This window comes from Sarcina ventriculi (assembly GCF_900456775.1).
Classification (GTDB): Bacteria; Bacillota; Clostridia; order Clostridiales; family Clostridiaceae; genus Sarcina; species Sarcina ventriculi.
Map to the genome: position 1 here is coordinate 190,848 of NZ_UAUL01000008.1, position 12,883 is coordinate 203,730.

The following is a 12,883-nucleotide window of genomic DNA, read 5'->3' on the forward strand; positions in this document are numbered from 1 at the left end:
CAAAAATGATTGGTTTTTTTACTGACAATGGTAATGTGAGGGAACTAAATGAAGATTATTTTGCATATTGTATAGAGGATAAATTCTCGCTTTATATAGTAGCAGACGGTATGGGAGGACATAATGCTGGAGAAGTAGCTAGTAAAATGGCTGCAGAAGGTATAATGAAGTATATAAAAGAAAAAATTGGTAAGATATCAATTGATAACATTTTAGAAGAGGCTATATCTAACGTTAATTTAGATATATATGAGTTAGCAACTTCGCAAAAAGGTTATGGTGGAATGGGAACAACTTTAACTGCAGCATTTGTATATAATAATAAAATACAAATAGCTAATGTTGGGGACAGTTGTTGCTTTGGTTTAAGTAATAAGGGGATAGATAAATTAACAAGAGATCATTCTTTAGTGCAAGAACTATTAGATAGTGGTTGTATAACTGAGGAAGAAGCTAAAAATCACCCAAGAAAAAATATAATAACGAGAGCTTTAGGTACTAATAATAGAGTAAATGCAGATATAATAGGAATGGATAAAAATGAATATGATTTGTTTTTATTATGTACAGATGGCTTTGCAAATGATTTAGAAAAAGACGAGATGTGGAGAGAAATAATAAACTCTAATGATTTGAATAAATCATGCGAAAAATTAGTTGAGGTAGTTAAACAAAGAGGGGGACGAGACAATATAACAGTTCTAGTTTTTGGAGGAGAGAGTCAAAATGATAGGTAGTATTTTAGGTGATAGATATGAAATCTTAGAGCAAATTGGCGAAGGTGGAATGTCTTATGTATACAAAGCTAGATGTAGAAAATTAAATAGATTTGTTGCGGTAAAAGTTTTAAAAGATTCATTTAAGGATAATGAAAATATAGTAAATAAGTTTAAAAAAGAAGCCACATCAATAGCTAATCTATCTAATCCTAATATAGTTAATGTATTAGATGTTGGAAGTACAGATGGTGTAAATTATATAGTAATGGAATATGTAGAGGGAAAAACTCTTAAGGATATAATAAAAGAAAAGAAAAAAATTCCGTATGATATTGCTATAACATTTGCTATTAAAATAGCTAGAGCTTTAGATTGTGCACATAAAAATAATATTATACACAGAGATATAAAACCTCAAAATATATTAGTAACAAGGGATGGAGTTGTTAAGGTTACAGACTTTGGAATAGCAAAATCCATGAGCGAATCAACTATATCCCATACTAATAGTGTTTTAGGCTCAGCTCATTATTTTTCTCCTGAGCAAGCTAAGGGAAGTTATGTAGATTATCGAACAGATCTTTATTCTTTAGGTATAGTTTTATATGAAATGGTAACAGGAGAGGTTCCTTTTGATGGAGATTCACCAGTAACTGTTGCAGTTAAGCATATACAAGAAAATCCTATTGAACCAAAAGTTTTAACATCTGAAATTCCAGATAATCTTAATAATTTGATAATGAAGGCTATTAGTAAAGATCCATCTAGTAGATATCAAACAGCACTTGAATTTATAGATGCTCTTGAAAGAATTAAAAATAATGAAGATTTTACCATGATGATGGATAAAGTTGAGATTGATGATTCAGGATTTACAAGAGTAATGGATCCTATAGTAGATGATGATTTGGTTAAAGAAAATTCAAATAATAGCAATATACAAAGTGAAAAAAATTCCAACGATAACAATGGAATAGATAAAGATTTAAAAAAGGTTTCTCAAATTCATGAATCAAAACCTATAAAAGATCCAAAGCCAATAAAAAAAGTACAAAATAAAGGAAATAAAACTATAATAGCTGGAGTAATAATAATAGCTATAGCAATAGTTGGTGCAGGTGCATTCGTTGGGATAAATATGGCTAAAGGCTCATCTAATGCAACATCATCAAGTTCCACAGCTCAAGTAACTGTGCCGGATTTAGTTAATCAAACAAACGCAAAAGCAAAAGCACAACTTACAAAGTTAAACTTAGTATATGAAGAAAAAACAGTAGAAAGTTCTGAAGCTGAAGGAACAGTATTAAGTACAAATCCAGTAGCAGGAACTAAAGTTGCTCAAGGAAGTACTATAATAGTTACTGTAAGTGGAGGACAAACAACAATAAATCTTCCGAATTTAGTTGGATTATCACTAGAAACAGCAAAATCAACTATAACTAGCAATGGACTAAAAGTTGGAACAATAACTTATGAATATAGTAATACTGTAGCATCAGGAAATGTAATAAGTAGTTCTCCAATTAGTGGAAGTGGAGTTCCAAGTGGATATAGTATAAATCTTGTGGTAAGTAAAGGAGCTAATTCATCAACAATTACAGTACCAGATTTGACAGGAAAAACAGTTGAAGAATCTAAAACAATATTAAAAAATTTAGGTCTTAACGTAAATGCTGTTAAAGGAGAAAATGCTCCAACATCATCACAAAATGGATTAATTTACAGTCAAGATCCAGCATCTAGTTATCAAGTGAAATCAGGTTCAACTGTAAATGTAACATATTATGGAGATTGCGCAGATAACTCAAATAATAATTCAAACAATAATGCTGATTCGAATAATAACTCAAATAATAATAACTCAAACAACAATAATTCAAATAATAATTCGAACAGCAATAACAATAACTCAAATAACAATAACTCAAATAACAATAACTCAAATAATAATAGTAATAGTTCAAATAATGACAATAATAAACAAGACAATAATTCAGGTGATAATTCTAATTCTAGTAAGCCTAATGACAATTCAAGTAATAGCACAGCTGGGAATACAGATAATAGTTCAAATGCTATAAGTACATCACCTCTTATTGGAATGACTGGTCAACAAGCTATATCATGGGTAGCATCTCATGGTGGCTCAATAAGGTTTGATCAAAAAGGAACTGCAGACATGAATTCATGGAAAGTTGTAAGTGTTAGTTCAGGTACAATGACTAAGGGTGGTTCAATAACAGCGACATTGCAAGCACCATAATAAAGATTAATTTAAGAGATTAGAGTAAATTTACTTTAATCTCTTAAATTTTATTTTGGATTATATTATTTTATAGTATATAATTATAAGTAAGATTAAAAAAATTGGAGGTATAATGGAAGGAATTATTTTAAAGGGAATTGGTGGATTTTATTACATAAAGGTATCTGATAATATAATAGAATGTAAAGCTAGAGGTAAATTTAGATATGAATCATTAAAACCTATGGTTGGAGATAGGGTGAAAATAAACATGGTAAATGGCAAAGGAACGATAGAAGAAATATTGCCAAGAACATCAACTCTTATAAGACCAACTGTGTCAAATGTTACACAAGCGTTCGTAGTTTTTGCAATAAAAAAGCCAGATATAAACTATGATCTTTTAAACAGATTTTTAGTTCTTTGTGAGTATAATAATATAAAATCAATTGTATGTTTAAATAAAAGAGATTTATGTACTGAACAGGAAAGGGAAGAAGTAAGAAAGACAATAAATAATATAGGATACGAAGTGTTGTTTATTAATGCTAAAGAAAAGCAAGGAATAGATGAATTACAGGAAAGATTAAAAAATAATATAAGTGTACTTTGTGGTCCATCTGGTGTTGGAAAATCGACGCTTTTAAATGCTTTAATAAATAAAAAACATATGGAAACTGGAGAGATAAGTGAAAAACTAGGTAGGGGAAAGCATACTACAAGGCATAGTGAACTAATAGAGATAGAAGATGGCTTTTTAGTAGACACACCTGGATTTTCTACATTAGGCTTAGATTTTATAGATAAAGATGATTTAAAATATTGTTTCCCAGAGTTTGAAAATTATAATGATTCTTGTAAATTTAAAGGGTGTAATCATTATAAAGAGCCAAATTGTGCAGTTAAAAAAAATGTAGAAGAAAATAATATAAATAGATTAAGATATGAATTTTATGTAAAGACATTAGAAGAAATAATGAATAGGAGAGTGACAAAATGGTAAATTTAGCACCATCAATATTATCAGCAGATTTTTGTAATTTAGGAGCACAAGTAAAAACAGTTGAAGAAACTAACACTGAATTTCTTCATATAGATATAATGGATGGTAGTTTTGTTCCTAATATAAGTTTTGGATTTCCAGTAATAAAAGCGCTTAGGAAAAATAGTAAAATGATATTTGATGTTCATTTGATGATAGAAAATCCATCAAAATATATAGATGAATTTGTAAATTGTGGGGCAGATATAATAACTTTTCATTATGAAGCTGAAAGACATATAGATAGAACGGTAAATTATATAAAGAATAAAGGATGTAAGGTTGGGATAGCATTAAATCCAGCAACTCCTGTAAGTGTTTTAAAAAATATATTACCAAGTTTAGATATGGTGCTTATAATGTCAGTTAATCCTGGATTTGGAGGTCAAAGCTTCATAGAATATTCTATAGATAAAATACAAGAAGTTAAAAATTTAGCTAAGAAGTTAAATAAGCAAAATCTTTTAATAGAAGTAGATGGTGGAGTAGATACACATAATATAAAATCTATTGTAGAAGCTGGTGCGAATGTATTAGTTGCAGGTTCTGCTGTGTTTAGAGAAAATAAAATAAAAGAAAACATAAATGCGTTGAATGAGGCTTTAAGATAAATGAAGGTTTTAATAGTATCAGGAGGAAATCCACCTAAAAAAGATATATTTTTAGAAGAAATGAAAAGTAGCGATATATTAATTGGAGCTGATAGAGGATGTGAAACATACTTTAAGTATGGCTTTGTTCCACATTATGCTCTAGGAGATTTTGATTCTATAGATGATTTTTATAAGGATAAATTAGAAGGTATAAATGTTTTAAAGTTTAATAGCGAGAAAGATAATACAGATTCAGAGATAGCTCTTTTAAAGGCTATTGAACTTAAAGCAGATAAAATATGTATTTTAGGAGTTACAGGAACTAGGTTAGATCATGTTTTGGGAAATTTAGGGCTTTTAAATATAGCGCTAAAAAATAATATTGAATGTTATATAAGGGATAGCAATAATCTTATCTTGCTAACTAATAAGGATATTGTGCTAGAAGATAAGGGATATAAATATATATCTTTTCAAGCTTTTGGAAATGATGTTGAAGGTTTTTCTATAATAGGAGCAAAATATGAAGTTGAGAATAATATATTAAGTTTTGGAGAAGGTAAATTTATTTCCAATGAATTTTTAGATAATAAAAAGATAAATATAAAGTTTAAAAAAGGAAAAATTTTAATAATATATTCAAAAGATTAGCAATAAATTCATAAACCTAGAATATAATAAAATAAGAATAATTTTATTAGGGGGAAAATATGAGAATAGTTGCAGTGAAGTTACCAAAATGTTTATGTAGAATATTGAGAGTATTTAAGGGGAAAAAGAAAGATAAAACTACATAAAATAAAAAAGCAGTATCTAATTTTAGATACTGCTTTTTAATATATTAATGTATAAAATTTTTAAACAAAAGAAAAATGCAATTGTCTATCAATTGCATTTTCTACAAAGAACTATTATAGAGCTCTTTGTACTTTTCCAGATCTTAAACATCTAGTACAAACTGATATAGTTTTTGGAGTTCCATTAACTATAGCTTTAACTTTTTGTACGTTTGGAGCCCAAGTTCTGTTAGAGTGTCTATGAGAATGACTGAATTGTCTTCCAGATATAACACCTTTATCACATATTTCACATCTTCTTGACATTTTTAAAACACCTCCTACCTTATAATATAAATTTCAATAGGACGTTACTATTCTAACATAACATATATAAGTTACGCAAGTACAAAAATTAGATTATTACTAAATATTTTACATATTACATTATATAATTCTTGAATAATAAAAATATTTAATATAAAATATATTATATGAATAAGAGGAGGAATCGTAATGATTGGATATTCTAATGAACATGGTAATGTTATATATGCAGATGAAGTAATATCAAAGATTGTAGGTTTAGCTACAATGGAATGTTACGGTGTTGTAGGCATGGTTTCTAAAAGTGCAACAGAAGGTCTTTGGGAACTTATGCGAATTGAGAATTTAGCTAAAGGTGTAAAGATAGAGCATAAAGATGAAAAATTAATAATAGAACTTTTTGTTATGGTTGAGTATGGAACAAAAATATCTGTTATATCAAATAACATAATACAAAAGGTAAAATACAATGTAGAAAATTATACAGGATTAAAGGTGGCAGCAATAACAGTTAATGTTCAAGCAGTTAGAATTTAGGAGGTAGACGTGATGAATTTTACAAAGATAAATGGAGGTCATTTTTACTCTATGATGAGTAATGCGGCACTTAGATTAGAGGAGAAAAGTGATTATGTAAATTCTTTAAATGTCTTCCCAGTTCCAGATGGAGATACAGGAACAAATATGTCTATGACATTTAGAACGGCAGTTAAAGAAATAAGCGAAACGGATTTGAAAAGTATAGGAGAAGTTTCCAAAAAAATGGCAAAGGGAGCTTTGATGGGAGCTAGGGGAAATTCAGGAGTAATTTTATCTCAAATACTACGAGGAATATCAAAAGGATTAGAAAATAAAGAAGAAGTTAACAGTAAGGAATTTGCAAATGCTATATTAGAAGGAAGTAAGGCTGCATATAAGGCTGTTATGAGACCTACAGAGGGTACAATATTAACAGTTATAAAATCAGCAGGGGAAACTGCTATTAAAAATAATGATGTTGAAGATATAGCTAGCCTTATGAAAAAGATTTGTATTGAGAGTAAAATGACATTAGATAAAACTCCTGAGATGCTTCCAGCACTTAAGAAGGCTAAGGTTGTAGATTCAGGTGGAATGGGTCTTTTGATAATACTTCAAGGTATGTTAGAAGCATTAAATAATAATTTGGAAATATCTAATATAGAAAATAATAGTGGTGTAACTATTAAAGAAAGCAATTTAAATACATTAAATGAAGAAGATATAAAATTTGGGTATTGCACTGAATTTATAATACTAGGTGATGCAAAGTATGCCGATGATTTTAGAAAATCAATAGAAAATATGGGGGATTCTGAAATAGTAGTAGGATATGATGACATAATAAAGGTTCATATTCATACAAATGATCCTGGAAAAGTTTTATCAAAGGCTGTATTAATTGGTGAGTTATCTAAGATAAAGATAGATAATATGAGAGAAGAGCATAGAGAACTTTTAGGTGATTTACAAAATCAAATTATGGAAACTAGCGTAGCAAAAGAAATAGATGGAGGAAAAAAATATGCATTTGTTTCAATTGCTATGGGAGAGGGAATAGCAAATATATTTGAAGATTTAGGTGTTGACAAAGTTATAGAAGGCGGTCAAACTATGAATCCTAGCACTCAAGATATATTAAAAGCAATAGATACTATAAATGCTGAGCATATAATAATATTCCCAAACAATAAAAATATTATCATGGCAGCAAATCAAGCGGCTGAAATGTCTGATAAGGATATAAGAGTAGTTCCAACAAAGACAATTCCTCAAGGTATAACATGTATAACTATGTTTAATGGAGAAGATGATATAGATACAAACATGGAAAATTTAAATTCTGTAATGGAAGTGGTTAAAACAGCTTCTGTAACTTATGCTGTAAGAGATACAGAAATGGATGGAAAACAAATAAAAGAAGGAGATATTTTAGGGCTTATAGAAGGTAAAATATCTGAAGTTGGAAATGATGTTTGTGTTGTTGCTAGAAAATTATTGGAAAATCTAGTGAATGATGATTCTGAGCTTATAACTATATTTAAAGGAAAAGATATGAAAGATAGTGATATATCTATGTTTATAAACGAGATAGAAGAGAAATATAGTAACTTAGATGTTCAATATTACAATGGTGATCAACCATTATATTATATGATAATGTCAGTGGAATAAAATTTTAGTACTACATTTTAAATTAGGCTTTGCTAAATTTGCAAGGCCTAATTTTCATAGAATTTTAATGAATTTCTGCTAAATTTATAAGTATAGAAAATAAAAGGAGGAAATGTTTTGGATATATATTCGGATATATCTAGTATTGATGGGGTTGGAAAAAAAACTCAAGAAAAATTCAATAAATTAGGTATATTTACTGTTTTAGATCTTCTTTTATATTTTCCTAGGGATTATACATTTTTAAATGTAGATATTTTAAACATCAACAATTTAAATAAAGGAAAATCAATATTAAGATGTAGGGTAGAAAAATATATAGGGACTGTTTTAACTAGGAGTGGAAAAAGATTAACTACAATAGAATTTTCCTATGGTAATAAAAGAGTCTTGGGAAAGTGGTTTAATAGTTCTTATATAAGTAAAAAATTTATCATAGGAAAAGAGTATAATCTTTTAGGGATTTTTAAAGAAGTTGGTGCTAATGTAGAAGTAATAAATCCTATAATATCATGTAATGATTCTTTTGAGAGTAGAATAATTCCTGTATATAAATTAAAAGATGATATAAAAAATACTATGATAACTAAAGTTATAAATATCGTTTTAGATAATATAAGTATAAAGGATAATTTAACTGAGGATATAATAAAGAGGTATAATCTTATATCACTAGATAATGCAATAAGGCAGATACATTTTCCTAAAAATAAACAAGTTTTGAATGATGCGATAGAAAGATTGAAATTTCAAGAATTGTTTACATATTCTTTGAAACTTATGATGCTTAAAAATAAGGTGAATAACAAAGAAGGTATAGAATTTAGGATATTTACTAAAGAGTTAATAGAGATAAAAAAATCTTTACCATATGATTTGACTAATGCACAAAATAAAGTTATAAGACAGATTTTACATGATGCAAAACGACCTGTAGCTATGAATAGATTGGTTCAAGGGGATGTGGGGTCTGGGAAGACATTAGTTGCATTAATTGCTCTTTTTAATGCTTACAAAAACAATTATCAGTGTGCATTTATGGCTCCAACTGAAATACTTGCAGTTCAACATTTTAATGAGGCTAAAAAAATTTTAAAAGATTTTAATGTATCCATAGAACTTTTAACAGGAAATACTAAGAAAAAAGAGAAGGATAGAATAAAAGATATAATAAGACAAGGGACTCCTGTTATAGTTATAGGAACTCATGCTTTGATAGAGGATAGTGTTGAATTTAAAAATTTAGGTCTCATAGTAACTGATGAACAACATAGATTTGGCGTTAAACAACGTAGTAAACTTATAAATAAAAATAAGATGTGTGATGTTTTGGTTATGACTGCAACACCAATTCCAAGAACGGTTTCTCTTTATTTGTATGGAGATTTGGAAATTTCAGTAATAGATGAGATGCCACCTGGCAGAAAGAAAATAGAAACTTTATTATTTGATAAGCAAAGTAGAAAAATAGCTTATAAAATGGCTTTAGATGAAATTAAAGAGGGAAGGCAGATATATATAGTAGCTCCGCTTATTGAAGATAATGAAAAATTAAAATTAAATTCAGTTGAAATGGTATATAAAGAAATTAAATCTTCTGTGTTTAGTAATATACATGTAGAAATTCTTCATGGTAAAATGACATCTAAAGAAAAAAATGATATAATAAATGGGTTTAAAGAGGGGGATATAAAAGCAATAGTATCAACTACAGTAATAGAGGTTGGAGTTAATGTACCAAATGCTAGCGTTATGATAATAGAAAATGCAGAAAGATTTGGGCTAGCACAGCTTCATCAATTAAGAGGAAGAGTTGGAAGAGGGGAATATAACTCTAAATGTTTTTTAATATCTGATGGTGTAAATTCAATAACTAAAAGAAGAATGGATATTATGACAAAAAGTAGTGATGGTTTTTATATAGCAGAACAAGACTTTAAACTAAGAGGTTCAGGAGAAATCTTTGGTGTTAAGCAACATGGAGATGATCAATTTATATTAGCTAATGTTATAGAAGATATAGATATTTTAAGATGTGCAAATAAAGAGGCAAGAGAAATTGTGCAAAATAAAAATCAAGAAAGTAAAAAAATATGTTATGAAATATCAAGAGGTTTAGAAAATACTAGAAAATATATATGTTTTAATTAAAATTTAATTTTGTGGAGGAATATTTTTATGAGAATAATAGCAGGAAAAGCTAGAGGAAGAAAACTTTTATCGCCAGCTACGATGGAGACAAGACCAACATTAGATAGAGTAAAGGAATCTATGTTTAGCATGATACAAGCTTATATAGTTGATGCTGAAGTTATAGATGTATTTGCTGGAACAGGTAGTTTAGGGTTAGAGGCTGCAAGCAGAGGGGCTAAGGAGTGTTATTTAGTAGATAAAAGTCCAGTAACATTTCCAATACTAAAAAAGAATATAGAAAATTTAGGGTTTAAAGATTTTTGCACAGCTTTAAATACTGATGCATATTCAGCTCTTAGAAGTTTAGCAGCGAGAAACAAGGTTTTTGATTTAATATTTATAGATCCGCCATATTTAAAAAACTTAATTCCAGAGGCCATGGAGATAATAGATGAAAAATCTATGTTAGATCCTGATGGATTAATAGTAACTAAAATAGATACTAGTGAAGAGATTTTTCAAGGAACAAGACGTATAAAGTTAACAAGAACTAAAGTGTATGGAAATACAACAGTATGTCTTTATAAAATGGAGGAGGAGTAAAATGAAAAGGGCGGTATTCCCAGGTAGTTTTGATCCTATAACTAAAGGTCATTTAGATATTATAGAAAGAGCGGCGAAAATATTTGATGAAGTGATAGTTGCTGTTTTGGTAAACGTAGATAAAAAAGGATTATTTACAATAGATGAAAGGGTTAAACTTATAGAAAAAACTGTTTCTAATATTAATAATGTAAAGGTAAAAAGCTTTAAAGGCCTTTTGATTGATTTTTTAAAAAGGGAAGAATGTACAACCGTGGTAAAAGGTTTAAGAAATGCTACTGATTATGATTATGAGGTGCAGATGGCTATAATAAACAAAGCTTTGGATGAGGAAATTGAAACATTATTTTTAATAGCAAAAAGTGAATATTGTAGCGTTAGTTCATCAGTAGTAAAACAAATCGGCATGTTAAATGGAGATATTAAAAAATTTATTCCAAGTTGTATTGTTGAAGATTTTAATGATAAGATAAATAAGATTACCAGAGGTGGGGAAAATGAGTGATGGATATTATATAATGGAATTTGTAGATGATATAGCTAAAATAATAGATACAGCATCTAAGGTTCCTATGACAGGAAAAGTAATGCTAGACAAAAGAGAGCTGTTAGACATTATATATAGTGTACAAGATCATTTACCAGAGGAAATAAGAAATGCTCAGCTTATAATAAACCAAAAGGATAGAATTCTACAAAATGCAGTAGCTCAGAAAGAACAAATGCTATATGAGGCTAAAAGAGATAGTGATAATCTAAGACGAGACGCTATGGAAATGATGAAAAACAGGGTTCAAAATCATGATTACGTTAAAGAAGCTAAAGAGGTAGCAGAAAAATTAATAGCAGAAGCTAATGAAAATGCTACTGCTATTAGACAAGATGCTGAAAATTATGTTGATAAATTATTAAATGATCTTGAAGAGGAAATTAAAATTAAAAATAAAGAGTTATTAAATTATATGAAGGTTAATATGGAGCAATTTGCATTAAATCTTTCTACTAATTTAAACGCTGCAACAGATGATATAAGGGACAATATAGATGCATTAAGAAGTAGAAATTAATTTATATATAATTGCGATTAATAAATTAATAAGTATAAATGTTATTAGAGGAGTTATATATAAGTAAACTATTGTACCGCTTGAGAATGTTGAAATACTTTGCTTAAAAAAAGAAAATATAAAAAACATAATTGCAAATGAAATGATGCCTTGCAATAATTTTGTAAAAAAATACTTAGGTATAGATATATTTTCTTTATAGAAGAAGGAAGTCGTTTGAGCGATTATTGATAATCCACCAAATGAACATAAAAAAGAAATTAAACAAAGTTTTAGCGAAATGTCTAAATTGCTTGATGAAATTATGTTACAACCGTTAGTTGCTTCGATGCTTCCAAGTAATATTCCAGATATTACATTAAATGGAATGTTAAATTTTTGGCATAAATTAAATATCAGTTTATCAGAAAAAATTATTTCTTGAAGCATGCTTATAACAACAGAAAATATTGTAACATAACCACATAAAATAAGTGCATTTAAAGCTGCATCAGAGATAGAATCTTTAATTATTTCGCCAATGTTTTTAGCTTTAACTGTATTTTTCATGGCGTTATTAAAAGAAGAGGTTAAAGGCCTCTTTTTTTTATTTTTTAACAGTATTCCAATTATAAAGCATGATAAATAGCTAGGAATTAGCAGTAGATAACCAAGTTTTGTACTACCAAGCATAGATGTACCAACAGCACCTATTAAAAATAAAGGTCCTATATTAGATGCTATATTTAAAAGTCTTGCAAATTCGTCTTTAGATATAAGATTTTCCTTATAAAGATTGGTTGAATATTTAGCACCTAAAGGATAGCCACAAAGAAAGCTAGCAATAATAGCGAAACTACATTGATAATTTAAGTTTAATGGTTTGCATATTAATGGGCCTAAAACTTTAGAATACATTTTTATCCCATCTAAAGCAATTATCAAATTACATATTACCATAAATGGGAACATTGTAGGAAAAACAGAGGAAAAAAATAGTTTAGCCCCGTTTAAAGAAGCATTTATACAAAGTTTGGGATTTAGAAGAAAATAAATTACTGTTAGAGTTAAAAATATTGAGAAAATATTATTATATTTAATATTTAAAAGTTTTTTAAGAATCAGTAATAGTATAATTATTAATATAAGTAAAATACTGTACATAAATTCCTCCAAGTAAATTTTATATACAGTATTTATATTTGC

General features: G+C 28.3%; 13 protein-coding genes. 11 read left to right on the forward strand and 2 right to left on the reverse strand.

The window, feature by feature from the left end; genetic code table 11:
* Positions 1 to 5: 5 nt before the first annotated feature.
* The 5 genes from DR020_RS07600 to DR020_RS07620 all read left to right on the forward strand — a co-directional run bounded on the left by DR020_RS07600 (position 6) and on the right by DR020_RS07620 (position 5,250).
* Positions 6 to 737, forward strand: coding sequence for a Stp1/IreP family PP2C-type Ser/Thr phosphatase (locus DR020_RS07600; protein ID WP_055257203.1), 732 nt, complete (start codon positions 6 to 8; stop codon positions 735 to 737).
* Positions 727 to 2,982 carry a Stk1 family PASTA domain-containing Ser/Thr kinase gene (pknB, locus tag DR020_RS07605; RefSeq protein ID WP_112365643.1) on the forward strand — a complete coding sequence of 752 codons (2,256 nt, stop codon included), beginning with the start codon at positions 727 to 729 and terminating at the stop codon, positions 2,980 to 2,982. The genes DR020_RS07600 and pknB overlap by 11 nt, the downstream gene beginning before the upstream one ends.
* A 115-nt stretch (positions 2,983 to 3,097) precedes the next feature.
* Complete coding sequence (rsgA, locus tag DR020_RS07610) at positions 3,098 to 3,967, forward strand: ribosome small subunit-dependent GTPase A (protein WP_055257201.1); 870 nt, start codon at positions 3,098 to 3,100, stop codon at positions 3,965 to 3,967.
* On the forward strand, positions 3,961 to 4,617 hold the full coding sequence (gene rpe / locus DR020_RS07615) for a ribulose-phosphate 3-epimerase (RefSeq protein ID WP_055257200.1): 657 nt from the start codon (positions 3,961 to 3,963) through the stop codon (positions 4,615 to 4,617). Before rsgA ends, rpe begins: the two co-directional genes overlap by 7 nt.
* Positions 4,618 to 5,250, forward strand: a complete 633-nt coding sequence (locus DR020_RS07620; protein WP_055257199.1) for a thiamine diphosphokinase — start codon at positions 4,618 to 4,620, stop codon at positions 5,248 to 5,250.
* A gap of 260 nt (positions 5,251 to 5,510) precedes the next feature.
* On the opposite strand, the gene rpmB is transcribed toward DR020_RS07620, so the two are convergent.
* Positions 5,511 to 5,702, reverse strand: a complete 192-nt coding sequence (gene rpmB, locus DR020_RS07625) for a 50S ribosomal protein L28 (RefSeq protein WP_055257198.1) — start codon at positions 5,700 to 5,702, stop codon at positions 5,511 to 5,513.
* A gap of 189 nt (positions 5,703 to 5,891) precedes the next feature.
* Between rpmB and DR020_RS07630 the strand changes: the two genes are divergently transcribed.
* The 6 genes from DR020_RS07630 to DR020_RS07655 all read left to right on the forward strand — a co-directional run bounded on the left by DR020_RS07630 (position 5,892) and on the right by DR020_RS07655 (position 11,698).
* A complete protein-coding gene (locus DR020_RS07630) occupies positions 5,892 to 6,239 on the forward strand; it encodes an Asp23/Gls24 family envelope stress response protein (RefSeq protein ID WP_055257197.1) in 348 nt (115 codons plus the stop codon).
* A 12-nt stretch (positions 6,240 to 6,251) separates the two neighbouring features.
* Entirely contained in the window at positions 6,252 to 7,895 is a 1,644-nt protein-coding gene (locus tag DR020_RS07635; RefSeq protein WP_112365644.1) for a DAK2 domain-containing protein, read from the forward strand.
* Between the two features lie 117 nt (positions 7,896 to 8,012).
* The gene (recG, locus tag DR020_RS07640; protein ID WP_055257195.1) at positions 8,013 to 10,046 is read left to right on the forward strand and encodes an ATP-dependent DNA helicase RecG; all 2,034 of its coding nucleotides are present in this window, start codon (positions 8,013 to 8,015) and stop codon (positions 10,044 to 10,046) included.
* A gap of 27 nt (positions 10,047 to 10,073) precedes the next feature.
* On the forward strand, positions 10,074 to 10,631 hold the full coding sequence (rsmD, locus tag DR020_RS07645; RefSeq protein ID WP_055257194.1) for a 16S rRNA (guanine(966)-N(2))-methyltransferase RsmD: 558 nt from the start codon (positions 10,074 to 10,076) through the stop codon (positions 10,629 to 10,631).
* 1 nt (position 10,632) lies between these two features.
* Complete coding sequence (gene coaD, locus DR020_RS07650; RefSeq protein ID WP_055257193.1) at positions 10,633 to 11,136, forward strand: pantetheine-phosphate adenylyltransferase; 504 nt, start codon at positions 10,633 to 10,635, stop codon at positions 11,134 to 11,136.
* A complete protein-coding gene (locus tag DR020_RS07655) occupies positions 11,129 to 11,698 on the forward strand; it encodes an ATPase (protein ID WP_112365645.1) in 570 nt (189 codons plus the stop codon). Before coaD ends, DR020_RS07655 begins: the two co-directional genes overlap by 8 nt.
* Here the strand turns inward: DR020_RS07655 and ylbJ are convergent.
* On the reverse strand, positions 11,681 to 12,841 hold the full coding sequence (gene ylbJ, locus DR020_RS07660) for a sporulation integral membrane protein YlbJ (protein WP_112365646.1): 1,161 nt from the start codon (positions 12,839 to 12,841) through the stop codon (positions 11,681 to 11,683). The genes DR020_RS07655 and ylbJ overlap by 18 nt on opposite strands.
* Positions 12,842 to 12,883 lie beyond the last annotated feature (42 nt).